24 protein-coding genes and 1 pseudogene are annotated in these 24,383 nt (G+C 67.9%); 18 read left to right on the forward strand and 7 right to left on the reverse strand.

Annotated elements, in window-relative coordinates:
• Nucleotides 1–75 precede the first annotated feature (75 nt).
• Nucleotides 76–1,254 carry a PspC domain-containing protein gene (locus tag ACZ9GM_RS02725; protein WP_291474969.1) on the forward strand — a complete coding sequence of 393 codons (1,179 nt, stop codon included), beginning with the start codon at nucleotides 76–78 and terminating at the stop codon, nucleotides 1,252–1,254.
• Here the strand turns inward: ACZ9GM_RS02725 and ACZ9GM_RS02730 are convergent.
• Genes ACZ9GM_RS02730 through ACZ9GM_RS02740 form a run of 3 tightly spaced genes read right to left on the reverse strand, consistent with a single transcriptional unit; the run spans nucleotide 1,226 to nucleotide 3,935 of the window.
• Nucleotides 1,226–1,978 (reverse strand): gamma-glutamyl-gamma-aminobutyrate hydrolase family protein, encoded by a 753-nt coding sequence (locus tag ACZ9GM_RS02730; protein WP_291474967.1) that lies wholly within the window; start codon nucleotides 1,976–1,978, stop codon nucleotides 1,226–1,228. The genes ACZ9GM_RS02725 and ACZ9GM_RS02730 overlap by 29 nt on opposite strands.
• A 21-nt stretch (nucleotides 1,979–1,999) precedes the next feature.
• Nucleotides 2,000–2,665 (reverse strand): helix-turn-helix domain-containing protein, encoded by a 666-nt coding sequence (locus ACZ9GM_RS02735; protein ID WP_291474965.1) that lies wholly within the window; start codon nucleotides 2,663–2,665, stop codon nucleotides 2,000–2,002.
• Nucleotides 2,666–2,711: 46 nt separating this feature from the next.
• A complete protein-coding gene (locus ACZ9GM_RS02740; protein ID WP_291474963.1) occupies nucleotides 2,712–3,935 on the reverse strand; it encodes an NAD(P)/FAD-dependent oxidoreductase in 1,224 nt (407 codons plus the stop codon).
• A gap of 130 nt (nucleotides 3,936–4,065) precedes the next feature.
• Between ACZ9GM_RS02740 and ACZ9GM_RS02745 the strand changes: the two genes are divergently transcribed.
• The 11 genes from ACZ9GM_RS02745 to ACZ9GM_RS02795 all read left to right on the forward strand — a co-directional run bounded on the left by ACZ9GM_RS02745 (nucleotide 4,066) and on the right by ACZ9GM_RS02795 (nucleotide 15,056).
• Nucleotides 4,066–5,313 carry an allantoate amidohydrolase gene (locus ACZ9GM_RS02745; RefSeq protein ID WP_291474961.1) on the forward strand — a complete coding sequence of 416 codons (1,248 nt, stop codon included), beginning with the start codon at nucleotides 4,066–4,068 and terminating at the stop codon, nucleotides 5,311–5,313.
• A gap of 103 nt (nucleotides 5,314–5,416) precedes the next feature.
• Complete coding sequence (locus ACZ9GM_RS02750) at nucleotides 5,417–6,553, forward strand: tyramine oxidase subunit B (protein ID WP_291474960.1); 1,137 nt, start codon at nucleotides 5,417–5,419, stop codon at nucleotides 6,551–6,553.
• Between the two features lie 119 nt (nucleotides 6,554–6,672).
• Nucleotides 6,673–7,275, forward strand: a complete 603-nt coding sequence (locus ACZ9GM_RS02755; protein WP_291474958.1) for a dimethylamine monooxygenase subunit DmmA family protein — start codon at nucleotides 6,673–6,675, stop codon at nucleotides 7,273–7,275.
• On the forward strand, nucleotides 7,272–8,249 hold the full coding sequence (locus ACZ9GM_RS02760; RefSeq protein ID WP_291474956.1) for a PDR/VanB family oxidoreductase: 978 nt from the start codon (nucleotides 7,272–7,274) through the stop codon (nucleotides 8,247–8,249). Before ACZ9GM_RS02755 ends, ACZ9GM_RS02760 begins: the two co-directional genes overlap by 4 nt.
• Entirely contained in the window at nucleotides 8,246–9,259 is a 1,014-nt protein-coding gene (locus ACZ9GM_RS02765; protein WP_291474954.1) for a heme-dependent oxidative N-demethylase family protein, read from the forward strand. The genes ACZ9GM_RS02760 and ACZ9GM_RS02765 overlap by 4 nt, the downstream gene beginning before the upstream one ends.
• Nucleotides 9,260–9,357: 98 nt before the next feature.
• Nucleotides 9,358–9,744: a cupin domain-containing protein gene (locus ACZ9GM_RS02770; RefSeq protein ID WP_476037244.1), complete on the forward strand. Its 387-nt coding sequence runs from the start codon at nucleotides 9,358–9,360 to the stop codon at nucleotides 9,742–9,744.
• A 12-nt stretch (nucleotides 9,745–9,756) separates the two neighbouring features.
• Entirely contained in the window at nucleotides 9,757–10,239 is a 483-nt protein-coding gene (locus tag ACZ9GM_RS02775; protein WP_291474952.1) for a dimethylamine monooxygenase subunit DmmA family protein, read from the forward strand.
• On the forward strand, nucleotides 10,236–11,189 hold the full coding sequence (locus tag ACZ9GM_RS02780) for a PDR/VanB family oxidoreductase (protein ID WP_291474951.1): 954 nt from the start codon (nucleotides 10,236–10,238) through the stop codon (nucleotides 11,187–11,189). The genes ACZ9GM_RS02775 and ACZ9GM_RS02780 overlap by 4 nt, the downstream gene beginning before the upstream one ends.
• Nucleotides 11,186–12,250, forward strand: a complete 1,065-nt coding sequence (locus tag ACZ9GM_RS02785; protein ID WP_476037245.1) for a heme-dependent oxidative N-demethylase family protein — start codon at nucleotides 11,186–11,188, stop codon at nucleotides 12,248–12,250. Before ACZ9GM_RS02780 ends, ACZ9GM_RS02785 begins: the two co-directional genes overlap by 4 nt.
• A gap of 129 nt (nucleotides 12,251–12,379) precedes the next feature.
• On the forward strand, nucleotides 12,380–13,642 hold the full coding sequence (locus ACZ9GM_RS02790) for an ammonium transporter (protein ID WP_291474947.1): 1,263 nt from the start codon (nucleotides 12,380–12,382) through the stop codon (nucleotides 13,640–13,642).
• A 67-nt stretch (nucleotides 13,643–13,709) separates the two neighbouring features.
• Nucleotides 13,710–15,056, forward strand: a complete 1,347-nt coding sequence (locus ACZ9GM_RS02795) for an ammonium transporter (RefSeq protein WP_291474945.1) — start codon at nucleotides 13,710–13,712, stop codon at nucleotides 15,054–15,056.
• On the opposite strand, the gene ACZ9GM_RS02800 is transcribed toward ACZ9GM_RS02795, so the two are convergent.
• Entirely contained in the window at nucleotides 15,034–16,464 is a 1,431-nt protein-coding gene (locus ACZ9GM_RS02800) for a CitMHS family transporter (protein ID WP_291474944.1), read from the reverse strand. The two genes, ACZ9GM_RS02795 and ACZ9GM_RS02800, sit on opposite strands and share 23 nt — an antisense overlap.
• 164 nt (nucleotides 16,465–16,628) lie before the next feature.
• On the opposite strand from ACZ9GM_RS02800, the gene ACZ9GM_RS02805 reads away from it, so the two are divergent.
• A complete protein-coding gene (locus ACZ9GM_RS02805) occupies nucleotides 16,629–18,284 on the forward strand; it encodes a sensor histidine kinase (RefSeq protein WP_291474942.1) in 1,656 nt (551 codons plus the stop codon).
• Nucleotides 18,281–18,961, forward strand: a complete 681-nt coding sequence (locus tag ACZ9GM_RS02810) for a response regulator (RefSeq protein ID WP_476037246.1) — start codon at nucleotides 18,281–18,283, stop codon at nucleotides 18,959–18,961. The genes ACZ9GM_RS02805 and ACZ9GM_RS02810 overlap by 4 nt, the downstream gene beginning before the upstream one ends.
• 3 nt (nucleotides 18,962–18,964) lie before the next feature.
• On the opposite strand, the gene ACZ9GM_RS02815 is transcribed toward ACZ9GM_RS02810, so the two are convergent.
• Both ACZ9GM_RS02815 and ACZ9GM_RS02820 read right to left on the reverse strand, forming a co-directional pair.
• Nucleotides 18,965–20,248: an HNH endonuclease signature motif containing protein gene (locus tag ACZ9GM_RS02815; protein WP_291474939.1), complete on the reverse strand. Its 1,284-nt coding sequence runs from the start codon at nucleotides 20,246–20,248 to the stop codon at nucleotides 18,965–18,967.
• An 87-nt stretch (nucleotides 20,249–20,335) separates the two neighbouring features.
• Entirely contained in the window at nucleotides 20,336–20,812 is a 477-nt protein-coding gene (locus ACZ9GM_RS02820) for a hypothetical protein (protein WP_291474937.1), read from the reverse strand.
• Nucleotides 20,813–21,099: 287 nt separating this feature from the next.
• Here ACZ9GM_RS02820 and ACZ9GM_RS02825 point away from each other — a divergent pair.
• The 4 genes and pseudogenes from ACZ9GM_RS02825 to ACZ9GM_RS02840 form a co-directional block, all read left to right on the forward strand.
• Nucleotides 21,100–21,558, forward strand: a pseudogene (locus ACZ9GM_RS02825) (FAD-dependent oxidoreductase); the annotation flags it as partial.
• Nucleotides 21,559–21,635: 77 nt separating this feature from the next.
• Nucleotides 21,636–22,271, forward strand: coding sequence for a hypothetical protein (locus ACZ9GM_RS02830; protein WP_291474934.1), 636 nt, complete (start codon nucleotides 21,636–21,638; stop codon nucleotides 22,269–22,271).
• Nucleotides 22,268–22,453: a hypothetical protein gene (locus tag ACZ9GM_RS02835; RefSeq protein WP_291474932.1), complete on the forward strand. Its 186-nt coding sequence runs from the start codon at nucleotides 22,268–22,270 to the stop codon at nucleotides 22,451–22,453. Before ACZ9GM_RS02830 ends, ACZ9GM_RS02835 begins: the two co-directional genes overlap by 4 nt.
• Nucleotides 22,454–22,483: 30 nt before the next feature.
• Nucleotides 22,484–22,822 carry a hypothetical protein gene (locus ACZ9GM_RS02840; RefSeq protein WP_291474931.1) on the forward strand — a complete coding sequence of 113 codons (339 nt, stop codon included), beginning with the start codon at nucleotides 22,484–22,486 and terminating at the stop codon, nucleotides 22,820–22,822.
• Between the two features lie 87 nt (nucleotides 22,823–22,909).
• Here the strand turns inward: ACZ9GM_RS02840 and ACZ9GM_RS02845 are convergent, their stop codons facing one another.
• Complete coding sequence (locus ACZ9GM_RS02845; protein ID WP_291474930.1) at nucleotides 22,910–24,379, reverse strand: APC family permease; 1,470 nt, start codon at nucleotides 24,377–24,379, stop codon at nucleotides 22,910–22,912.
• Between the last annotated feature and the right edge of the window lie 4 nt (nucleotides 24,380–24,383).

The raw sequence follows: 24,383 nt of genomic DNA on the forward strand, positions 1-24,383 counted from the left end.
GAGAGCGGTTTCCGGGTGAGGAATCAGGGTGCTCCCCGATGTGGTGGAGTAGGTGCCGGACGCAGGATGGGACACATGGACACGTCAGACGACAAGACACAGAACTTCGAGACCCAGGCCCGCCGGATGTGGAGGACCCGGCCGGTCAGACTTCCCCGCTCCCAGTCCCCGAACACCTGGTTCTTCGGTGTGTGTGAGGGCATCGCGGTCCGCTACCAGGTCTCGCCGACCCTGGTCCGCCTGGTGGTCGGCCTCAGCGTCACCCTCGGTGGTCTGGGCCTGTGGTTCTACCTGGTGGCCCTGCTGGTCATGCCGCGCTACGGCGTGCCGCTGTCCCCGGCGGAGGTGCTGCTGAAGAACGAACGCGACCCGCGCTACACCCCCGACCGCGAGGTCGGAGTGCGCACCCTGGTCGTCGGCATCATCCTGCTGGTCCTCGGCGGATTCGGCAGCAGCGGCGTCACCCTCGGCGGTGTCGTCGGCGGCGTGGTCGTCACCGCGGTGGTGTGGTGGCTGCTGCACCAGCGCCTGCCCGTTCCACCCTCGGGGCTCACCACCGCTGTCGCCTCCGGGCAGGACGCCACCTACCGCGGCGTCGATCTCGGGACACTGACCCCGGCGGAGGGGTTCACCCCGCCGCGCACCACCCCGCCCTCCTGGGATCCGCTGGGTACCGCCCCCTTCGCCTGGGACCTGCCGGAACCGCCGGAGCCCACCCCGCCGACCCGACCCCGTCGCAGCGCCTGGCGTCGACTCGGGGGTGTTCTCCTCGGCGTGCTGCTGGCACTGGTGCTGGCCTTCGTCGCCCTGGTCGCCGTGCTCGGATTCGGCGGTGGCCATGTCAAGAACGAGGACACGGACACCACGAGCACGCGTCGGTTCACCGGCTCGACGGTCACGGTGCAGTCCCTGGAACAGGACCGCACGGTGAAGGCCCTGTTCGCCGACGTCGACGTCGACCTGCGGGACCTGGACTTCCCGACCGACCGGGAGGACGCCCGGGTCATCGTCGACAGTCGGTTGAGCAGTGTCGATGTCGTGGTCCCCACCGAGACCGACGGGTCGTCCTACCTGCTGCGGGTGGACTGTGCCGAGGTGGCGGCCAGTGACGTGGACTGCGAACAGCTGGACGGAACCGTCATCCCCTCCGGCACGGAGGACAAGGCCGACGACTCAGACCCGGAGCACACACTCACCGTCGAGGTGCAGTCCACACTGTCGGAGGTCAGGATGCGACAGCGTCAGGCCGGCTGACCCGGTCCAACTGACCGCGCATCCGCTCGAGCAGCGAGGTCAGCTGGTCCACGGCCACGTCGGGGTGCTCGGGGTGCCACTGCACACCGGTGAGCGGGGCGTCCTCGTGGAGGACCGCCTCGACCACCCCGTCGCCGGCGCGGGCGACGACGGTCAGTCCGTCACCGAGCTCTCCGACGGCCTGGTGGTGGGTGCAGCGCACGGGGGACGCAAGGTCGAGGCCGTCGGCGTCGGTCCCGGGGACCGGCACGACCGTGGTGGTGACGAAGGGGTCGGCGCCGGCGTCCCGGTGCCGGCAGTCCGGGGGGAGGTGCTGGACCAGGGTGCCCCCGAAGGAGACGTTGATCAGCTGCAGTCCGCGGCAGATGCCGAGCAGTGGGGTGCGGCGTGCCACGGCGTCCCGGATGACGGCGATCTCGGCGATGTCGGCGGCGGGACGGTGCAGCCCGGCGTCCTCGTAGTCGGCGCCCGCGCCGTAGAGGGTGGGGGTGACGTCCTCCCCGCCCATGACGATGAGCAGGTCGGCGTCCCGGGCCGCGGCGAGGGCGGCATCGGCACCGACCTCGCCCGAGGCGGTGAAGTGGACGCTCCACCCCAGCGCATCGACGGCGGCACGTACCCCGTCATTGAGGACGCTGAGGAGGTCGTGGAACTCGGGCGCATCAGGCCGGGCGGTCAGCGGGTGGAACACCTCGACAGAGGGCACTGAGGGGAGAGCTGTCATGGTCGGTGCTCCTTGGTGGGGTCAGTCGGCGGATGCGTCGGTGGTGTCGGAGGGATAGGCGGTGATCGCCAGGAATCGGATGGGCAGTTCGGTGAGCTCGGTGGGGCCGTGGACGCCTTCGCCGTCGAGGAGGAGGGCGTCGCCGGGCTGCATCCGGTAGTCGGTCTCCTGGTATCGGTAGGTCATGTCACCGTCGAGCATGTAGAGCAGCTCGGTGCCGGGGTGCTGGAAGCGGGGGTAGGTCTCCGAGCGGTTGTTGAGGGTGACGAGGACCGGCTCCAGGTGCGGGCCGGAGGAGGAACCGCCACGGCCCCGGAAGGAGCCGAGGAGTTCGTAGATGTGGTTGTGGCGGGTGCCGCGACCGTCGATGAGTGTCCCCTTGCCGGCCGGGGTGTAGGCCACCGGACGCTCGACCGTGGAGTCCTGGAAGAGTGTGGCGACCGGGACGTCCAGTGCGGCGGCGAGGTGCGCCACCGAGGTCAGTGAGCAGGAGGTCTGGGCGTTCTCGATCTTTGAGAGCATCGCCTTGGACAGGCCCGCCCGCTCCGACAGGGCGGCGACCGACATTCCCCGGGAGGTACGCAGGGCGCGGACCCGGTGGCCGAGGCCCACCTCGATCGAGTGGTCCTCCGCCGCGTTCTGCGGATCGGCGAGCTCGTGGTCCGGGATACCAGGCTGGGGTGTCATGGCAATGATCGTAGCTGTAACCCCGGTAAACCACAGGGGAAGAGGATCAGCGCATCTCGCCGGCACCGATGTACGGGTGCAGGCTGCGGGTGAGATCGCCCTCGGCGAAACGGGACAGGCGGAAGTCCGAGGCCGGGATGTCCGGGTCGGAGGACTCGCCATCGAGCAGGAGGTCGGCGACGAAGTCAGCGACGGCCGGGGCGATCTTGAAACCGTGGCCGGAGAAGCCGACGGCGAGGAAGAGTCCGTCGGTCCCGGAGGGCCCCATGATCGGGTTGTAGTCGGGGGTCGTGTCGTAACAGCCGGCGTAGGTACTGGTCAGTCCGGGGTTCGGCATGTCCGGCAGGCGGTGCATGAGCTTGCCGATGGTCCATTCGATGAAGTCGTCGTCGGCCTTGTTGGGGTAGTTGTCCGGGTCGGCCCAGTGGACGTCGTGGTGGTCTGAGTTGCCGCAGAGGATGTCGCCGTTGGGCTCGCCGGCGAGGTACTGCAGGCTGACGAGGTCGGAGAGCACCGGAACGTGGGGGAGCGGCTCGCCGGGGTCGACGAGCATGAGCTGGGCGCGCTGGGCACGCACCGGGATGTCCAGGCCGATGGTCTCGCCGAGCTGGGCGGCCCAGGCGCCGGTGGCGAGGATGACCTGGCCCGCACCGATGGTGGAGCCGTCGTCGAGGGTGACGCCGGTGACCCGGGCCCCGTCAGCCCCGGACTCCCGGGTGAAGCCGGTGACGGTGGTACCCTGGCGGATCTTCGCACCCTGCTGTCGGGCGACGACGGAGAAGGCCATGCCGAGCATCGGGGCGTCGCCGCGTCCGCCGAGGGGCTCGTAGGCGATCTTCGCGAAGTCGTCGACATGCAGGCCAGGCCATAGCTCGCGGGCCTTGTCGCCGCCGATGAACTCGACGTCGATGCCGAGGCCCTGCTGCATGGCGATGGTGGCTTCGAGGTTGTCGACGTTCTCCTCGCCCACGGCGACCATGTAGCCGCAGTTGCGGAAGCCGCAGTCGTCGCCGAGGATCTCGGGGGCGTCGTGGAAGAACTGTGTGCCCTTCCAACCCATCTTCGCCACCGAGGGGGTGCCGTAGTGGGCGCGGACGACACCGGAGGACTTGCCGGTCATCCCGCCGCAGAGTTGGTCGCGTTCCAGGACGAGGACGCTCTTCTCGCCGCGGGAGGTCAGTCCCCAGGCGATGGCGAGGCCTTCGAGGCCGCCGCCGACGATCACATAGTCGTAGGTGTCTGTGCTGGTTGTGGTGCTTCCGGTGCTCATCTGCTGTTGTCCTGTCTGGAAGTGGCGCGTATGCTGGACCAAGATTCTTGGCGTGAATCCGTGACAACTGAGATGAAACACGAACTGTGTTTCCGGAATGTAACGACAGGAAGAACGCATGCTAACTGATGTGCCTGAAACTGCCCTGACCACCTTCCGTGCCATGTGGGACGACCTCGACCGGATCGGCGTCCACCCGACCGGCACCCGCCGCTACTCCTGGACCGCGGAGGACGCCGCCCTGCGCGGGTGGTTCACCGCCCAGGCGTCCGCCCGGGGGATGGAGGTGCACACCGACGCCAACGGCAATATCCGTGCCTGGTGGGGTGGGCGTCCTGCCGACGGACAGGCCGGGGTCGTCACCGGATCGCACCTCGACTCGGTCGCCGACGGCGGGAAGTGGGACGGTCCGCTCGGCGTCCTGCTCGGTTTCCTCGCCGTCGACGCCCTCGCCGCCGCCGAGGAGCGTGGGGAGTTCACCCGCGCCCGGCCGGTCGGTGTCGTCGACTACATGGACGAGGAGGGGACACGTTTCGGTGTGGCCTGCCTCGGCTCCAAGCTCATGTCCGGTGCGCTGGATCCGGACGCGGCCCGTGCGCTCACCGACGGCGACGGGGTCAGCCTCGCCGCGGCTATGCGTGCCGCCGGGGCGGACCCGGGCCTCATCGGTCGGGACGACGCCGAGATCACCCGCTCCGGGGTCCAGGTCGAGGTGCACATCGAGCAGGGTAAGCAGCTCGTCGGGCTGGAGGCGCCGGTCGGTGTGGCCTCGGCGATCTGGCCGCACGGCCGGTGGTCCTTCACCTTCGTCGGTGTCGCCGACCATGCCGGTACCGCGCGTCTGGTCGACCGGAAGGACGCCGCCCTGCCCTTCGCGTCCACCGTGCTCGCCGCCCGCGCGGTCGCCGAGGAGCTGGATGCCCGCGCCACCTTCGGACGCTTCCATGTCGAACCCGGCGGGCCGAATGTCATCCCGGCACGGGTGGTCGCACTGCTGGATGCGCGCGCCGCGACCGATGACGTGCTCACCGAGATGGTCGACCGGATCGCCGTCGCCGCCCGCGAAGCGGGTCAGGACCATGGCGTGGCGGTGACAGTGGAGCAGGTCTCGCACGCCCCGGTCGTGGAGTTCGATGAGGACCTGCGCGACCTGCACGGCAAGCTCGCCGCCGAAGCGGGGGAGTATCTGCCGGAGGTGCCGACCCAGGCCGGGCATGACTCCGGCATTCTCGCCCCGGTCATGCCCACCTCGATGCTCTTCGTCCGCTCGCCGCACGGCATCTCCCATTCTCCGCTGGAGGACGCCGCGGACGCCGATGTCATCGCCGGTCTGCGCGCGCTCGTCCGGTCGTTGGCGGTACTCGCCGGAGATGATTAACGGGTCCGAAACAACTCGTTGACGGTCCGGAAAAAGGCCCTCCGTAAGTTTCCTAGTGTTCAACGTTAGAAACCACAGGGAACCAAACAAGGAGAACCCCCGAATGACCATCGACGGCACCGCCATCAACTTCCGCTACCTCAGTGAGCCCGACATGATCGAGGCCGGCGTCACCGACATCGCCCGCTGCGTCGACGTCATGGAGGAGACCCTCATCCTGCTCAACAAGGGCGACTACATGATGGCCGGTCTCAACCACAATTCCCACGGTGCGATGATCTCCTTCCCGGAGAAGCCCGGGTTCGAGGGCATGCCCGCCGACGGTCCGGACCGCCGCTTCATGGCGATGCCGGCCTACCTCGGCGGCCGCTTCAACAACACCGGTGTGAAGTGGTACGGCTCCAACGCCGAGAACAAGAAGGACGGACTGCCCCGTTCCATCCACGTCTTCGTCCTCAACGACACCGTCACCGGTGCCCCGAAGGCGATCATGAGTGCCAATGTCCTCTCCGCCGTGCGCACCGGCGCGGTCCCGGGTGTCGGCGTGAAGTACCTGTCCAACCCGGACTCGAAGGTCCTCGCCGTCGTCGGCCCGGGCGTCATGGCCAAGACCAACACGGACGCCATCATGGCGCTGCGTCCCGGCATCGAGACCATCAAGGTCAAGGGTCGTTCCCAGCGCGGTATCGACGGTTTCGCCGCCTACATCAACGAGAAGTACCCGTCCGTGACGGTCGAGGGCTGCGACTCCATTGAGGAGGCCGTGAAGGGCGCGGACATCGTCATGGCGTCCACCACCACCGATGCGGCCGGCCCGTCCGCCTTCCCCTACTTCAAGGAGGAGTGGCTGAAGCCGGGCTGCCTCGTCGCCGCCCCGGCCGCCGCCCGCTTCGACGATGAGTTCCTCTCCGGTAATGCCCGCCTGGTGCTCGACGCCTACGGTCTCTACGAGGCCTGGGAGGAGGAGTACGGCGACCAGGCCTTCGTCCTGCTCGGTATCCCGGGCACCAAGTGGTACGACCTGGCCCGCGAAGGCAAGCTCGACAAGTCCAAGATCGAGGTCGTCGCCGATGTCGCCGAGGGCAAGGCCCCGGGCTGGGACCCTGAGACGGTGACGATCTACTCCGTCGGCGGCATGCCGGTCGAGGACGTCGCCTGGGCGACCGACCTCTACGCCACTGCCGAGGAGAAGAACATCGGACAGGTGCTCAACCTGTGGGAGAAGCCCGAACTGGCGTAGGTTGCCAGCGTAAGTTGCCGGTGTAGGTTGCCACGGTGTTTCGCGAGCCGCCCGGGGACGTCACCGTCCTTTAACCGGGCGGCTCACGTTATGAAACGGCAGGTCATGACAATGAACTCATGACAGCGACCACCACAGACACCGCCCCCGCACCGCCGGCCACCAGCCTGCCCCGCTGGTCCGATACACCACCACCCGTCGACGACACCTCCAGTGAGCAGATGCTCGTCCGTTGCGACGGGGACGCCGGGGCCGGAGACCACTGGCTCCGTGAACTCCGCGCCCGCGGCATCGAACCACTCCAGGTCCGTGTCCGCGCCCCGCGGGTCACCGCCCCGACACTGCTGCGTCCCGGCACCGACCGCGGCCTCACCGGACTACCCCAGCTGCACCGCATGCTCGATACCGCCACCGTCGGCCTGCGTCTGCTGGTCACCGGCACCGAATGGCAGGTCCTCACCGTCACCGCCACCGCACTGGAGGCCGGGATGCTGCGCTCCGAGATCCGGGCCGTCGCCACCGCCCCGGGCATCTCCGGGGACGCCGTCCCACTCATCGTCTTCTGCGCCCACTGTGAGGCGGAAACCCTCTCACCGGCGTCGTCCCCCGGCACCACGGTCCGCTGTGCCGGCTGTGGACGCCTGCTCGACATCCACCCGCACGTCAACAGTTCACGGGCCCGCTACCTGGGGTCCGACGCGACGGCAGGGGCACTGACATGACTGCCGGCCTCCCCACCTCCCGCGTCGCCACGCTCGTCGTCACCGCCGTGGAACGGCCCACTGACCGGGTCCGCGTCCTCCATCTCGCCGCACCGGACGGCGGCGTCCTCCCCGGCTATTCCCCGGGTGCGAACCTGCAGCTCAACGCCGGTGGGAAGTGGAACTCCTACTCCCTGACCGGCCTGGGGGTCGCCCCGTCGGAGTACTGCGTCGGCGTCCTCGACCAGGGTGGCGGGTCGCGCTGGATCCACGGGAATCTCGCCGTCGGCAGCGAGGTCGAGGTCCGCGGCCCGGAGAACGCCTTCGCCCCCGACCTCAGCGGCCGCAGGGTCTTCCTCGTCGCCGGCGGCATCGGCGTCACCCCGATCGTCGCCTACGCCCGCGCCGCCGTCTTCCACGGCTGGGACCTGGAGGTCGTCTACAGCCACTCCGCCCCGGAGGACGCCTTCGCCGCGGAACTCCGCGGGCTCACCGCCACCGGCGGAGGTCGATTCACCGAGGTCAGCCACCGCGACGAGCTCACCGCCGTGCTCACCGACCGTTTCCAACGCCAGCCGTTGGGCACCCGCGCCTACGCCTGCGGACCCGAGGGCATGATCGAGCTCTACCGCAGCGTCGCCGCGAGCCAGGGCTGGCCGGACGAACGGCTGCACTGGGAGCACTTCGGCGTCGCCGACCTGCCGCCCGGCAGTGCCTTCGAGTACCGCGTCGCCGGGGACCCGGACGGGCGGACACGCCGGGTGGAGCCCGGTGTCAGCCTGCTCGACGCTCTTCTCGACGAAGGGCGTCCCGCGCCGTACCTGTGTCGCCAGGGCGTGTGCGGGCAGTGCCGCCTGGAGGTCGTCGCAGCCGTAGATGACCTCGACCATCGCGACCATGTCCTCGATGACGCCGAGCGCGAGGCCGGCGACTGCATTCTCACCTGTGTCTCCCGGGGAACCGGGACCGGAATCCTGGAGGTAACCCTGCCGTGACCACTCAACCGGCCGACCGACTCGCCGCCTTCCCCTGGCCTTTCAGCGACGGTGAACGCACCTTCCGCTACTCCGTCAACGTCGGCGAGGCGCGGCTCCCGCAATCCACCGCCGCCGGCGAGTGGGGACGCCACATCGTCGCCATCGACGAGGACTACCCCGACCTGATCGCCGCGAGGGAGAACGTGCTGCGCGCGGACCCCGGCCGGCTCGCCGTCGCCGACCACATGGGTCCGGCGTGCTGGGACGTCATGCTCTGGCTGATGACGCAGCTCGCCGCCGACCATCCGGACGTCATGCACCTCGACCGGACCGGCGAGGGGACCGGGGCGGGAGAGTACCGCTGGCGTAACGACCTGCTCGACATCGACCGCACCTTCTGCGTCGGCGACGGGACCTCCCTCGGTGAGAACCCGCTGCTGTTCATCGGACGTCAGGTACCCGAGGACCTGCTGCTCGCCACCGAACGGGAGGGGCAGATCTTCCTCGACGCCGGGCTGGTGACCTTCGCCAACGACTGGTCGGTGAAGTTCGACGTCGGCATGAGCTTCGCCGAAATCCACGGGCCGATCCCACGGTTCACCGGCGAGGGGATCACCTCGCGCGCGGAGAAGTTCATGATGATGATGACCGGTGAGCAGACGTTCCGCCGGGTCAACTGGACCTTCTCCGGGATCGGTTCGAAGCGGATGGACGCGTCCCTGGAGACCTACGACCGCTGGGGCTGGGAACCGGCCCGGATCGTGGCGGACAAGGACTGGGGACGCATCCAGCTGCGTATCGAACTCGAGCACTTCGTCCGCCTGCCCGTCACCGGCGCGCACCTGTTCAGTATCCGCACCTGCATGCTCTCGCTCGCGGAGATCGCGACGGTGCCGGAGTGGGCGGAGCAGCTCGCCGACATCGTCGAGGAACTGCCGGCGGATATCGCGACCTACAAGGGTTTCGTGGACTGGCGGGACGAGGCGATGGCGTGGCTGCGCGCCACGGCCGACAGTTGCAGGAACTGATTCAACGTTTACCAACCGGAAACTGACCTGAGACCGCCGGGCAAAAGAAGCGCCATAAGTTTCTCAGTGTTCAACCCAATCCACCAAGGAGAGATCCAGTGTCTGAACCCACCGTCACCACCGTCGACCCGTTCCTCGTCACCAAGGGCTTCCATGAGACCCTGCCCCAGATGCCCGTCGAGGAGTACCCCGGCACCGAGGGCTTCATCGACGACGTCTACCGCGACCCGTCCGAATCCTCGCTGTGGTCCGGCTACTTCAAGCTGAACCACACCGATGCCCCGCTGGACTATCTCTACACCTACAACGAGATGAAGGTCGTCCTGCAGGGCACCTTCCGCCTGGAGAACGTGGACACCGGCCAGGTCGAGTACGCCGGTCCGACCGACGCCATCTTCTTCCCCCGGGGTTCCCGCATCCTGTTCTCCACCGAGGACCCTTTCGCCCTGGCATTCTACGCCCGCTGCGAAGACCTGCCGGAATAGGAGGGTCCCACCGTGCCCGTCCAGATGTCGACGACGACCGTCCCGCGGTTCACCGCAGGTACCGGTTCCGCTGTGTCCGGAACACCCGGGCGTCCCACCGACGCCCGCTACCGCGACCACGAGGTGGAGATCCCCGCCGGGGACTTCACCACCACCGAGGCGGAGCTCCGGGAGCTGTGTGCGACAGCCGTTGTCGGGGACAGGGTGCATCTCACCGGCCCGGAGAAGGAACTGTTCCGGGCCGCCGCCCTGCTGCGGGAGCTGGGTTTCGACGATGCCGAACTCACCCTCACCTGCACCACCCCGGGAAGCCCGTTCACGGACCCGGACCTGCGCCGGGTGAACTGCTGCCACTGCCACACGGTCTCGGTGCACCCCGTCGCCGTCGGCGACCCCGTGGACTGCCCCGGATGTGGTCGCAGCCTCGTCGTCTACCACCACTTCTCCCGCCGTACCGCCAGCTACCTCGCCTTCACACCTGAGGAGGAGTCATGACCCTCTCGATGACCGTCGCCGCCGTCGAACCGGTCACCGCGGACATCCGCCACGTCGTCCTCGTCACCGGTGGGAAGCTCCCGCCCTTCGACGCCGGCAGTCACATCACCGTCCACTGGACCGGCGAGGACGGCACCACCGGTGCCAACGCCTACTCCCTGACCAACGACGGCGCCGGTCCCACCACCTACGAGATCTCGGTCCGTCGTGATCCCGCGGGCGCCGGCGGTTCGCGGTGGGTCCACCGGCTCGAGGTCGGTGAGCGGGTCACCGTGACCCGTCCGCGCAGTCTGTTCCGACGGGTGAACACCGCCACCCGTGAGGTCCTCGTGGCCGGTGGCATCGGCGTGACCCCGATCCTGTCGCATGCCCGCGACGCCGCGCGGTGGGGACGTCCCGTCGACGTCATCTACTCCCACCGCCCTGACGCCGCAGCGCACGCCGAGGAACTCCGTGACCTGTGCGACCGGACCGGCTGCACCTTCACCGAGGTCGGCGCGACGGAGGAGACACAGGCCTCCTTCGACCGCGTCCTGTCCTCCAGTCCGATCGGCACCCACGCCTACATCTGCGGCCCAGGCCCCATGATCGAGACCTTCCGGGCCCGCGCCGCCGGGTACCGGTGGCCGGCGTCCCGGGTGCACTTCGAGGCCTTCGCCGCCCCGGAACTCGACGCCGGCGAACCCTTCGACGTCATCGACGCGGCGTCGGGCCGCAGCATCAGCGTCCCGGCCGGTGTCAGCGCACTGAGTGCACTGGAGGACGCCGGCTACCGCGTCCCCAACATGTGCCGGCAGGGGGTGTGCGGCGAATGCCGCCTCTCCGTCACCGCCGGCGTCCCCGTCCACCGTGACATGGTCCTCACCGACGACGAGCGCGCTGCCGGTACCTCCTGGCTGCCGTGCGTCTCCCGATGTGGGGGCGAGACCCTGGAGGTTGCACTGCCATGACCATCACCGACGGTGTCTACCGTCAGCCGCTGCCGACGTCCCGCGGGGACGCCCTGTCCTCGCTGGCCGGTTTCCCCTTCCCCTTCCCGCACGAGACCTACCGTTACAGCGCCAATGTCGAACCGGCCGGACAGCCGCGCCATTCCGCCGCAGGTCAGTGGGGTGAGACGGTGATCGACATCGACCGTCACTACGCCGCCGAGCTGCGGGAGAAGGACCGCGTGCTCACCGTCGACCCACAGCGCTATGCGGCACTGCCGCGGATGATCTCCGCCGAGTGGGACGCCCTGCTCGCCGTTCTCAATGAACTCTCGTCCGTCTACCCGCACCATTTCACCCTCTCGGGCACCGGCGATGAGAGGCACTGGTCGAACCGGTTGTCCGACCCGCCGGTGGAGCAGGACTTCACCGTCGGCGACACCTCGACCCTGCCGTGCGCCCCGCTGGAGTTCGCCGGACGCCAGGTGCAGGAGGACATCGTCCTGCTCGCCGAGCGTGACGGCATGCTCTGGGGTGACTCGATGGTCGTCACCTTCGCCGCGGACTGGTCACCGGCCTTCGACGCCGGGATGAGTTTCGCGGAGATCCACGGCCCGGTGCCGAGGGTGCACGAGGCCGGGATTGTCGACCGCGCCCAGACGTTCATCATGGGCCTGCAGCCCGGCCAGCGGTTCCGGCGTACCAACTGGACGTTGACCGTCGACGGTCGACTGGACACCGGCACCGAGTCCTACCCGGAGTGGGGACCTGACCGGCTCAGTGTCGTCAACGGTCCGCTTGCCGAGGTCGGTGACCGGGTCTTCCTGCGCGTCGAGGTCCAGCATCTCATCCGGCTGCAGTGGTCGGGCGCGGTGATGTTCCTCATCCGTACTTATCTGGAGCCACTGAGTGCGATCGCCGAGATCCCGGAGTGGGCGCTGCGGGTGCGCGACGTGCTCGCCGAACTGCCCGAGGACATGGCCGGGTACAAGGGCGTCGACCGTACGCGCTGGCCGGCGGTCGAGTGGCTGGAGACCCACGGGGGAGTGGACGCGTCCTCGCGTCCTGCCGTAGGCGACTGAATCCGGTAACTGATATTTAACTCCTGTCACCCACGGGAAACACCGGTCGTACGGACCGGAAATGAACGCCTTTTACCTTGATAACCGACCGTTTCACCGAAACTACAGAGAAACTACAAGGAGCTGACAATGGATGCTGCTTCCGTCGCATGGATCCTGACCGCCACCGCGCTGGTCCTGCTGATGTTCCCCGGCCTCGCCATGCTCTACGGCGGCATGCTGTCCGGCCGGAGCGTCATCAACATGATGATGATGGTGATGAGTTCACTGGCGGTCACCACCGTCGTCTACGTCATCATCGGCCACGGACTGGTGATGGGCGAGTCCCAGGGCGGACTGATCGGTAACCCGCTGGACTTCTCCTTCTACAGTGACCTCGTCGCCGACGACGGGGAGGGGACAACGATCTCCGCGGCCTTCTTCATCCTCTTCGCCGCGATCTCCGTCGCCCTGGTGTCCTCCGGTGCCGCCGGGCGCATGAAGTTCGACGCCTGGATGGGCTTCGCCGCGATCTGGGCCATCGTGGTCTACGGTCCCGTCGCCCACTGGGTCTTCAACCCGGACGGCTGGATGCTCGCCGATCTCGGCCTGCACGACTACGCCGGTGGTACCGCGGTCCACATGAACGCCGGTGCGGCGGGACTGGCGCTGGCCATCTTCCTCGGACGCCGCAACATGGAGAAGAGGGAGAAGCCGCACAACCTCCCGATCATGCTCATCGGTGTCGGCATGCTGGCCATGGGCTGGCTCGGCTTCAACGGTGGTACCGCCGGTGCCGCGGACTTCCTCGCCCAGTACGTGGTCATGACCTCCATCCTGGCCCTGGCCGGCGGCATGCTCGGATTCATCATCATGCAGCGCATCTTCGAGGGCGCGTACACCCTCATGGGGCTGGGCACCGGTGCGATCGCCGGTCTGGTCGCGATCACCCCCAGCGCGGACGCCCTCAACCCGGTCTGTGCGGTCATCGTCGGTGTGCTCGGTTCCGCCGGTGCCTACGGTGCGATCGTGCTGGCCCGGAAGTTCGGCATCGACGATTCGGCCGACGTCTTCGCCGTCCACGGTGTCGCCGGTATGGTCGGCGCGATGTTCGTCGTCTTCGTCGGCGACCCGGACACTCCGGCCGAGCACGCCGGTATCTTCTTCGGCGGCGATCTCGACATGCTCTGGCGTGAACCGGTGGCCATCATCGTCACCGTCGGCTACAGCTTCTGCGCCACCTACGCCATCGCCTGGCTGATGAACAAGGTCCACCCGATCCGTATCACCGCCAAGGACGAGAGCATCGGTATCGACGCCGCCGTCCACGACGAGGTCGCCTACGACAACGAGGCCGACAGCGATGCCGCCGACCGGGAGATCAGCACCGGTACCGACTACACGGTGAGATGACCGCCGTAACCTCCGGGTAATCTGCGGCAGACCTTCCCGAAACGCGTGTTTCCTACTGTTTAACTCCATGAGTGCAGCTGACATTGCGTGGATGTGTACCGCTTTCGCCCTGATGCTCCTGATGTTCCCGGGGCTGGCGATGCTCTACGGAGGAATGCTCAACGGGCGCAGCGTCCTCAACATGATGATGATGGTGATGACCTCACTGGCGGTCACCGTCATCATCTACGTCCTTGTCGGGCACGGGCTGGTCCTGGGTGAATCCGCCGGTGGGGTGGGGATCATCGGCGATCCGGCCAGCTTCTCCTTCTTCAGCACGCTGACCAGCGACGACGGAGCGGGGACAACGGTCACCACGGCCTTCTACACCCTGTTCGCGGCGATCTCGGTGGCCCTGGTCTCCTCCGGCGCGGCCGGGCGCATGAAGTTCGACGCCTGGATGGGCTTCGCGGTGATCTGGGTGCTCGTGGTCTACGCCCCGGTCGCCCACTGGGCCTTCGCCGACGACGGCTGGTTCCGCACCGTCCTCGAGGTCCACGACTACGCCGGCGGTACCCCGGTGCACATGAACGCCGGTGCCGCAGGCCTGGCACTGGCGATCTTCCTCGGACGCCGCGCCGAGCACGACCAGCGTCCCCACAACCTGCCGCTGACACTCATCGGTGTAGGCATGCTCGCTATGGGCTGGATGGGCTTCAACGGCGGTTCGGCCGGCGGGGCCAACTTCGTCGCCGAGTACACCGTGATGACCACGCTGCTCGCTCTGGCCGGCGGCATGATCGGCTACATCGTCATGCAGCGCATCGTCGACGGTTCCTACACGCTGATGGGTCTGGGCACCGGTGCGATCGCCGGACTGGTGGCGATCACCCCGACGGCGGACGCGGTGGACCCGGTCTTCGCGATTCTCGTCGGCGTTGTCGGCGCCGCCGCCGCGTTCGGTGCCGTCCGGCTGGCGCACAGGTTCGGGATCGATGATTCGGCGGACGTCTTCGCCGTCCACGGTGTCGCCGGTATGGCGGCCGCGATGCTCGTGGTGTTCGTCGGTTCACCGGACGCCCCCGCCCACCACACCGGCATCTTCCACGGCGGCGGCTGGGACCTGGTGTGGCGCGAACTCGTCGCCATCGTGGTCACCGTCGGATTCTCGTTCTGTGCGACCTACGCGATCGCCTGGCTGATGGACAAGGTCAGCCCGATCCGCATCACCGCCAAGGACGAGAGCATCGGCATCGACTCTGCCGAGCACGCCGAGCAGGCCTACGACGGGGACGCCGTGCCGGTCACGGAACCGTCCACGGGGCTTCCCACGGAGCTCCCCACGGAGGTGGTGGAACAGATCAGGGAGCTGCTGCGTTCCACATCCACCGGCCGCGACACCGCGTCCCGGCCTATCCCACGTGGAAGGGGATGACACCGAACAGGATGCCGACGGCGAGCATCACCAGGGAAACCACGACGGCCCGCCACAGCACCTTGCGGTGGTGGGCACCCAGGCCGACATTGGCCAGGGAGACGAGCAGGAGGATGGCCGGGACCAGGGGGGACTGCATGTGGACCGGCTGACCGGTGATGGAGGCCTGGGCCATCTGCACCGGCTCGATGCCGTAGTGTGCGGCAGACTCCGACAGCACCGGGAGGACACCGAAGTAGAAGGCGTCGTTCGACATGAAGAACGTGAACGGCATCGACAGCAGACCGGTGATCGGGGCGAGGTAGCCGCCGAGGGAGTCCGGGATGACCGTGGTGATCCACTCGGCCATGGCGTCCACCATGCCGGTACCGGACAGGACGCCGACCAGGCAGGCTGCGGCGAAGACCATGCCGGACACCGCGACGATCGAGCTGGAGTGGGCGACCATCTCGTGGGCCTGGTCCTTGACCTTCGGGAAGTTGACGACCAGGGCGATCGCCGCACCGACCATGAAGACGTAGGCGAGGGGGAAGATGTCCATCACGAGCAGGACCATCACTGCGACGGTGAGGATCAGGTTGAACCAGATCAGCTTCGGACGCAGCGTCTCGCGGTCGGGGTTGAGCATGGTGCCAGCCATCGTGGTCTGGTCGGAGTCTGCGTCATCGCCGCCACCGGAGGCACCGGCCCCGACGGTGGCCGGGACGCCGACCGCGCCGAGACGCTTACGCTCGGCGAGCCCCAGCATCCAGGCGAAGCCGAGACAGACGGCGACGCCGGCGATGAGCGAGGGGATCATCGGCACGAAGACCTCGGAGGGCTCCAGGCCGAGGGCGGCGGCGGCACGGACCGTCGGACCACCCCAGGGCAGGATGTTCATGGTGCCGTTGATGAGGCCGGCGACACAGGTCAGGACAACAGGGCTGATGCCGAGGCGCAGGTAGAGCGGCAGCATGGCGGAGGTGGTGATGATGTAGGTGGTTGAACCGTCGCCGTCGAGGGAGACGGCGCCGGCGAGCACGGCGGTTCCGAGCACGATCTTCGCCGGGTCATTGCCGAGGAGCCGGGTGATGACCCTGATCAACGGGTCGAAGAGTCCGACGTCGATCATGATCCCGAAGAACATGATGGCGAACATCAGCAGCGCTGCAGTGGGTGCCATGTCCTTCACCGCGTCGATGATCATGTCGCCGAGGCCGAGTCCGGCACCGCCGATCAGTCCGAAGACGGTGGGCACCAGGATCAGTGCCAGCATAGGGGTCATCCGCCCGGTCATGATCAACGCCATGAACGTCAGGATCATGAGGAATCCGAGGGCGACGAGGATGCCGTCGGAGGGGGTGTGGCTCAGGTCGTAGCCGGCCTCTGAGGCGTCGGCGGCGAGTGTGAGAAGGCCGGTGGTGGACATCTCTGCTCCTCCTTGAGTGTGTCAGTATGTGTTGCGGGGAATGTCGGCACTCTAAAGTGATCCGCCACACAGCACGACCGTTGTGCGCATTAGTCGGGGTTCTGCGCACACTGGTACTTCTGCGCATTGTGCGCATCGGTGGTGAGGGCGCTAAAATCATCCGGATGCGATACTCCACCCGGGTCCTGCTGCTGCAGTTGGCGACCGTCGTCGCCGTCGTGGCCGTGTGCGCCGGGGCGTTCTCCTGGATGACCTACGACCGGCTGCGGGACGAGGCGGCGAGCTCCGCTGTCGGCATCGCCCGCAGTGTCGCGTCCTCCCCGCAGGTCAGGGAAGAGGTGGACTCCGGTGACGCGCCGTCGGCGGGAAGCGTCCTCCAGTTGTTCGCGCAGGACACCACCGACCGCACCGGTGCGCTGTTTGTCGTGGTCACTGACCGGGACGGCATCCGGCTGGCGCATCCGGATGCTGACCGGATCGGCGAGCAGGTCAGTACCGACCACGAGGCTGCGCTACGCGGAGAGGAGGTGACCGCCTGGGAATCCGGGACGCTCGGCCGCTCCGCCCGGGCGAAGGTCCCGGTCTATGCGCCGGGTACCACGGAACCTGTCGGTGAGGTCAGCGTGGGATTCCGGCAGGCACAGGTCTTCGACGACCTGCCCCGGCTGCTCACCGCCGTCGGTGGTGCGGCAGTGGGAGCGGTCGTGCTCGGGCTCGTCGCCTCGGTGATCATGCGCCGCCGGTGGGAGCGGGTGACCCTCGGACTCCAGCCGGAGGAGCTCACCGAACTGGTCCGCGCACAGTCCGCGGTACTGGAGGGGGTTGACGACGGCGTCCTCTCCCTCGACACCGACGAGGTGGTCCGGGTGCTCAATCCGGCGGCGCAGACACTGCTGCAGGTGCAGGACGCCGTCGGTCGGCCCCTCGCTGACCTCGGCCTGTCGCAGGATGTGGTGCAGCGGCTGCGCGCCGGGGAGCCCTGTGACCAGGTTGTCGTCGGTGAGCGGGTGCTGTATCTGGACGCTCACCCGGTGCGGCGGGACGGCCGACTGCTCGGCGCCGTCATCGTCGTGCGCGACCGGACCGACCTGCTCACCCTCAGCCGACGCCTCGGGTCGGTCCAGGCACTGGGCGGTGCACTACGGGTGCAGCGTCATGAGTTCGCCAACCGGATCCACGTCGCCACCGGACTGCTTGATGCAGGACGCGCCGACGACGCCCGTGAGTTCCTCGGGGAGATGACGGAACGCGGGCCGGTGGACTTCCCGTTGGAGAACGCGCGCCTGCTCACAGAGCCTTTCCTGCAGTCCTTCCTCGGGGCGAAGTCGACCGAGGCCGCCGAACGGGGAGTGGTGCTGCGCATCGGTGAAGAGACTCTGGTCCTCGGTACGATCGCCCCGGTCTCCGCTGTGGAGGACGTCGCGACGGTGCTCGGCAACCTGGTCGACAATGCGGTGACTGCTGCAGTGGCAGGTGACTCTGACGGCGGTGATGCGTGGGTGGAGGTCACCGCCCTGCAGGACGCCGACGGCCTGACCTTCGTCGTCGCGGACTCCGGACCGGGAATGCGGGATGTGGGTGAGGGCGGTGCCACTGGGTCTGACTATGGCTCTGACCCTGATCCCGTCCACGGCCATGGCATCGGCATGACACTGTCCCTTGACCTGGTGAAACGTCGCGGCGGGGAGCTGTGGATCATCGATCCCGGCGGCGACGACGGCGGCGATGGCGGCACAGGTGCGGTATTCGGGGTGCGGTTGCCGCACATCGTGAGTACGGACGACGACAGTGGCGATCCCACGGATGGAACGGAAGAATGACAGCGAAGAAGACCGGCCGGACGCTGCAGGTGCTCGTGGTCGACGACGATTTCCGGGTGGCACAGATTCACGCCGACGTCGTCAGCGCGACCAAGGGCTTCGAGGTTGTGGGTACCGCGCGGACTGTCGGGGAGGCGCGCGAGCTGATCGCCAAGCGTCCGCCGGACCTGCTGCTCGCGGACGTGTATCTGCCCGACGGGAACGGCATCGATCTGGTCCGGGCGTCGGGACTCGATGCTTTTGTCTTGTCCGCCGCCACCGAACCGGCGACCGTCCGCAGTGCGTTGGCTGCCGGGGTGCACGCCTACCTCGTCAAGCCGTTCACCAGGCAGTCCCTGTCTGAACGGTTGGACCGTTTCACCCGGTTCCGTCGGATCGTGGATACCCCGCATGCGCTCAACCAACAGGACATCGACAAGGCGTTGTCACTGATGCACGGGAGTACCCGACCGGCGAGTGCCGGCGGTTCAGCTACGGAGCAGCTCGTCCTCGATGCGCTGGGTGATGAAGAGCGGTCCGCCGCCGAGGTCGCCGAACTGACCGGTGTCTCCCGGGCAACTGCTCAGCGACGCCTGGCCGCGATGGCAGGCCGGGGCGTGGTGACGGTGCGGCTGAAGTACGGGCAGTCCGGACGACCCGAACACCTCTACGCGAGATCCGGGAAACCGGGGTGGTGACGTTTACTCGTTATGGGGAGGATCCTCCGGTTCAGGTTCCTCGGGTTGTGTCTCTGTGTGTTGGCGGAAGTACGGGGCGGTGGGGCCACTGGCGTAGGTGGTGTACGTCTCGCCGTGTGGTCCGGTCCAGTGAACGGTGAGCCCCCGGTCGGGTGAGGCGGCTTTCCAGATGCCGAGGGTCTTGGCCCGGTGGTGTTCGGGGCAGAGGTTCTCGAGGTTGTCGATGCTGGTCGCTCCGTTGCTGGTGGGGTCGGTGTGTGGGGAGTTCTCGATGTGGTCCTTCTCGCAGCGCGTGGCCGGGACGGTGCAGCCGGGGAAACGGCAGTGTCCGTCGCGGGCCTCGGCGGCGAGCTGGACGAGGAGGGGGAACTTGTAGGCGTCGGTGACGGTGAGGTCGCCGGGGTTGTCCGGCAAGGTGCGGACGCGACCGTTGGGGGAGGTGCGGGCGGCGGACTCGAGGCGGTCGGCGCTGTCGACGTCGATCCAGCCGATGTCCGGGCTGTAGGCGGTGCCGGTGCCGTGCACGCCGTCCGTGGTGGTGCGGAAGAGGTTGACCGTCACGGCGAGGCTGTCGGGGTTGTCGCCGAGCAGGTCGAGGAGGACCTGGGCCTTGACCTCGGCGCGGGTCGGCAGCTCCGGTGCGCTCTCGGGATTGTCGTCCCTGATCCTCCGGAGATCGGTGAGGACGGTCTTCGCACGGTCGGTGAGGGCGTTGTCGATGCCGGCGGCCATGGTGGTGTCGCCGCAGGTCAGCGTGAGGACGTTGCCACGACGCGTGAGGTTGGCGGATTCGCGTTCGGCGCGGGCGGTGGCGGTGGTCAGGCCGGGGGCGACGTCGGTGAGGAGGAGGTCGAGGTGGTCGCGCAGGTCGGCGAGGTTGACGGTGCCGGTGCCGGGGTGGTCGTCGAGCCAGTCGGCCAGGGCAGGCTCGACGGCGTTGTCGAGACTGGTGCGCATGTCACTGACGAGAGCGGTGGGCACGGTGGACAGGTGGCGGTGGATGCGGGACCAGATGAGGTCGAGGTGGTCGACGGTCAGTCGCTTGCGTTCTGAGGCGGTGGTGAACAGATCGTTCATGCGTTCTGCTATGTCTGCGGCACGGGTGAAGCGGACGGCATCGGCGCGGGTGCGTCCGCGCCAGGCCAGGGCGGTGGCCGTACGGGCGGACTTGTCGGTGGTGGTGAGTGCGGCGACCAGGCTCATGTCCATGGTGTTCATCAGGGGGATGATGGACGCGGTGATGTGGTCGGAGATCTGTCGGTGGCGGTCTTCGAGGGTGGTGGTCATGGTCGGTGACCCTCCTTTGTTTCACTGGGACAAACGATACATGAGCCTCCGGATGCCGTCAACCACCTGTTCGAATCTGGAGTCCGGCTATGATGCCGGAGTGCCCGGGATGGTGACCGGGATCCTCACCGCCATCGACTCCTTCCCGCAGGTCGCCTTGGTGTTCTCTGCCTGCGACGTCGCCGCCGTATGCATCGAACAGGTCCATCCGTTGGACAGTGTCGTCAGCAGAGGGTTGCCGTGCGAGCTGTCCTGCCAGGTCGAGAGACAGCCGTGGAGGGTGTCGGCAGCCTCCTTGCAGTCCACCGTGCCCTTGACCACGATCACGCGCGTATTCCACCTGTCATCGGCGTAGAGACCGTCGTCCGCCTCGCCGCAGAGCCCTCCGACCTCACGGCTGCCCCCGACGAGATTGCGCTCAGCCGGCGTCCGGCCCGTGGCGCTGAAGTCACCGTCGTCGTAGGTGGACTCCCTGCCCTCGCGCTCGCACGCCATCGCCCGGACGCCGGAGGCCACGCAGGTCGTCCCGGCCGCACTGATCCGCTGGACCGGCCGCAGTACCATCACCGAAGCTGGACCTTCGAGCGTCCAGCTGACCAGCGAACCGGTGGTGTAGTCGGAGACGTCGACGCGAGCAGGAGGACGCCTCCGGCGGCGCCGAGGGTTCTCCGGATCATCGTGGGGTCCTCTCGTGGAAGTTCCGGTGGGAAATCTATCAGGGCATTAGACTTCTCTCCCGCGATCTCCCTTTCTTCTGCGACTCCTTCCACGGCGGATCGCGGATGATCCGGATGAGGTACATGGAGGGGACTCCTATGTCCCGCTGCTCCGACGCGCCTTCGAGCTCTGGGATGACCTCGATCAGGACGCAGACATCGTCCACTACGTCGGCGGGCTCTACGCCGGTGCCCCGGATCCACGACCTGCCGCACGAGAAACTCACCGCTGACCAGGTCCACGACCGCTGGCTACAGAACCGCCTCGCTCCGGGCGAGGTCGCGGTGTTCGAAGAGACCGCCGGGTGCGTCCGCCCGGAGAACACCGTCGAACTGCAGCTGCGTCGCGTGCAGTCCAGGGGTGCTGACCTGCGCTTCGGGGTGACCGTCACCGGACTCGCCCCACGTTCCGGTGGGGGAGTCGAGGTCAGCACCACCGACCGCGTCCTCACTGCAGGAAGCGTGGTCCTCACCGCCGGTGCCCGGGCACCGCAGGCCACGACGACGGCGACGCCACCGACGGTGCGCTCATCCACGGCGTCGACGGCACCACGCGCCACGACATCACGCTGTTCGATCCGGCGAGGTTCTGATCCCCCCGTCGTCACCGCCCGTCCGGCAACTGTGGCACGGTGGTGGGGAACAACAACTGTCGTCCGAGGAGTCCTGTCGTGTCACACCGAGAACGCCGCACCGTCCGTCTGTCCGCCGTCGCCGCCGTCGGTGTACTCGGCGGGGCCCTGCTGCTCGGCGGCTGCGACAACGACGGGACAGGGGTGGAGGACGCCGGCAGCAACGACAACCACGTCGACACCGCGCTGAGCTCGTCGACCCCCGCTGAGGCCCGGGACGACCAGTCAGCCCCGCAGCCGACCGAGGGGCAGGACGTCGCTCCGCAGCCCGCCCCGTCCCAGTCGGACGCCACGCCGGCTCCCGCACCCGCCACTGTCGCCGCCGGCAGCTACCAGGTCCCGATGGGGGAGTACACCCTGCTCTGTGACTTCGTCGACGAGCCCGAGGCCGTGGGTTACGCCTGGGCCTGTGAGGCGCCCGCGCACCTCGGCTGGGGTGCAACCGACGGTGGCGAGGCCAATGCCGTGGCCTACCGTCCCGGCGGCGACCCCGAGGTCTACGCACTGCTCGGCAACTCCGGCATCAGCCCGACCGACCGCCTGCCCGCTGACGGGGTGACCACCGTCGGCGAGCGCTACACCGTGGACGCCACCGCCGGGGACGCCGTCACCGTCACCGACAGCACCACCGGTGCCGCGGTACAGCTCAGCGCGGACGGCTACCAGCAGCTGTGACCGACACCACCGACCGGATCATCACCGGGCTCACGGCATCGGTCGATCCCGCTGTCTTCGCCGTCAACCGTCGGCACGGCGATGATCACGCCGTGAATCTCAGTCTTCTGCGCTGGACCGTGAAGGACGCCACCGCGGGCATGAAACCCGCCGCCCGGCACGAGGTCGGTCTCGCCCTGTGACAGGACGGCGAATCCGCCGCCCGCCTCGCCGTGACCCTGCTGCTCCGGCCGAAGAGCTGCATAGCCGACGATCTGGTCCGGATGTACCGGCAGGTGTCCACCTCCAAGGAACGCGCCTGGCTGCTCAGCTACGTCATCGTGAAGTCTGGCCATGCCGCCGCACTGCGCGACCGGTGGTTCGGGGCCCCGGAACCGGTCATCGCCGCAGGCAGGGACGCCGGGCCACGTGACCTCACGGCGCTCCTCGACCGGATCGAGGCGGAGATGGCGCCCTCCCCCGGAGGTGCTGCAGTGGTCGCAGAACGAGGTCCTGGACCAGATCGGCGTAAACCAGCCCGAACTTCGCGACCGCGCGGTGGCGGTCGGTGAGAAGCTCGGGGTGTTCCGGACCTATCCGACGGCGAAGAACTGTGTCCCGCCGTTCGCGCCGGTGTGGAGCGCCGAGATGGTGGCCCGTCAGCCCTGATCCCCGGACTTGTCCCTGGCCATCCGCTTCGCCATGTTCCGGGTGATGACCTTGTCGTCATACTCGGGGACGAAGGTGGCGAAAACCGCACCGAGGACGAAGACCACCGGTGCCGAGACCGCCATGATCCAGGCGACGGACGCACTGCCGAAGAGCACGGTGAAGTTCGTGACGATGAAGAACAGGGCGGTGCCCAGTCCGAGGAAGGACAGCGCCGGCGCGACGAGCCGCTTCCATGTGGAGACCGTCAGGTCAGGGCGGGTGCGGAACCAGACGACCACGGCCATCGAGACCAGCAGCATGAGGATGACGATGGTGAAGGTCGCCAGCCCGGAGAACCAGGTGAAGATCTCGGTCACCGGGTCCATCCCGACCACGGCGCAGACCGCGGTGAGCAGCAGGATGGTCGCGGTCTGGACGATGGAGGACATGTGCGGCGACCGGTGTGTCAGGTGTACCGCGCGCAGCGCCCGGGGCAGGCCACGCTTGTGCGAGATGGCGTGCTGGTAGCGGGTGAGCACATTGTGGAAGGACAGTACGCAGGCGAAGAGGCTGGTCAGCAGCAGGACGTCGACCACCGGACCCGCCCAGTCGCCCAGGAAGTTCCGGGCGGTGTTCGCGATCATGTTGTCCGGGTCGTTCGTCGCCTCGGCCAGGACATTGTCGGTGCCCCACGCCTGGACCACGGCCCAGCCGGAGATGGTGTAGAAGATGCCGATGACGGCGACGGAGATGTAGGTCGCCCGCGGGATCGTGCGGTCCGGGTCTTTCGCCTCGGAGCGGAAGACGGTGGTCGCCTCGAAGCCGATGAAGCCGGCCATCGCCATCATCAGACCGATGCCCATTGACCCGGAGAACATGTGCTCCGGCAGGAAGGGATCGGCGTTGAGCCCCTCGGCTCCGCCCCTGCCGGTGACGACCACGTCGATGAGGACGACGATGGCGATCTCGGCGATGAGCAGGATGCCCAGGGCCTTCGAGCTCAGCTCGATGTTGCGGTAACCGAGGTAGCCGACCATGCCGGCGACAGCCAGTGAGTACAGCCACCAGGGGAGTTCGACCACCGGGGCGATGAGCGAGGACAGCTGCGCGCCGAGGAAGCCGTAGACCGCGAACTGGATGGCGGTGTAGGTCAGCAGGGCGAGGTACGCCGTGCCCATACCCAGACGGCGTCCGAACGCGGTCTCGACGTAGGAGTAGAATGCGCCCGGCTCATCGATGAACTTCGACATGGTGGTCAGTCCCACCGAGAAGAGGATGAGGATGACGGCGCTGAGGGCGTACATCGCCGGGAACCCGGCACCGTTGCCGATGGACATGCCGATGGGCATGGCACCGCCGATGACGGTCAGGGGTGCTGCAGCGGCGATGACCATGAAGACGATGGAGGCGGTGGACAGGGACCCGGATGTCAGGCCCTGGTCGGACGCCGTGGGTGCGGTGGTTGTCGTGGTGCTCATGGAA

This window comes from Corynebacterium sp. UD i78 (assembly GCF_056280545.1).

Bases quoted from the DNA above. Each gene is read 5' to 3' on its own strand.
- ACZ9GM_RS02760 (WP_291474956.1), top strand. From the start codon at position 7,272: ATGACTGCCGGCCTCCCCACCTCCCGCGTCGCCACGCTCGTCGTCACC.
- ACZ9GM_RS02810 (WP_476037246.1), top strand. From the start codon at position 18,281: ATGACAGCGAAGAAGACCGGCCGGACGCTGCAGGTGCTCGTGGTCGAC.
- ACZ9GM_RS02845 (WP_291474930.1), bottom strand. From the start codon at position 24,379: ATGAGCACCACGACAACCACCGCACCCACGGCGTCCGACCAGGGCCTG.
- ACZ9GM_RS02785 (WP_476037245.1), top strand. From the start codon at position 11,186: ATGACCATCACCGACGGTGTCTACCGTCAGCCGCTGCCGACGTCCCGC.
- ACZ9GM_RS02740 (WP_291474963.1), bottom strand. From the start codon at position 3,935: ATGAGCACCGGAAGCACCACAACCAGCACAGACACCTACGACTATGTG.
- ACZ9GM_RS02780 (WP_291474951.1), top strand. From the start codon at position 10,236: ATGACCCTCTCGATGACCGTCGCCGCCGTCGAACCGGTCACCGCGGAC.
- ACZ9GM_RS02815 (WP_291474939.1), bottom strand. From the start codon at position 20,248: ATGACCACCACCCTCGAAGACCGCCACCGACAGATCTCCGACCACATC.
- ACZ9GM_RS02790 (WP_291474947.1), top strand. From the start codon at position 12,380: ATGGATGCTGCTTCCGTCGCATGGATCCTGACCGCCACCGCGCTGGTC.
- ACZ9GM_RS02750 (WP_291474960.1), top strand. From the start codon at position 5,417: ATGACCATCGACGGCACCGCCATCAACTTCCGCTACCTCAGTGAGCCC.
- ACZ9GM_RS02800 (WP_291474944.1), bottom strand. From the start codon at position 16,464: ATGTCCACCACCGGCCTTCTCACACTCGCCGCCGACGCCTCAGAGGCC.
- ACZ9GM_RS02755 (WP_291474958.1), top strand. From the start codon at position 6,673: ATGACAGCGACCACCACAGACACCGCCCCCGCACCGCCGGCCACCAGC.
- ACZ9GM_RS02820 (WP_291474937.1), bottom strand. From the start codon at position 20,812: ATGGTACTGCGGCCGGTCCAGCGGATCAGTGCGGCCGGGACGACCTGC.
- ACZ9GM_RS02795 (WP_291474945.1), top strand. From the start codon at position 13,710: ATGAGTGCAGCTGACATTGCGTGGATGTGTACCGCTTTCGCCCTGATG.
- ACZ9GM_RS02725 (WP_291474969.1), top strand. From the start codon at position 76: ATGGACACGTCAGACGACAAGACACAGAACTTCGAGACCCAGGCCCGC.
- ACZ9GM_RS02735 (WP_291474965.1), bottom strand. From the start codon at position 2,665: ATGACACCCCAGCCTGGTATCCCGGACCACGAGCTCGCCGATCCGCAG.
- ACZ9GM_RS02730 (WP_291474967.1), bottom strand. From the start codon at position 1,978: ATGACAGCTCTCCCCTCAGTGCCCTCTGTCGAGGTGTTCCACCCGCTG.
- ACZ9GM_RS02805 (WP_291474942.1), top strand. From the start codon at position 16,629: ATGCGATACTCCACCCGGGTCCTGCTGCTGCAGTTGGCGACCGTCGTC.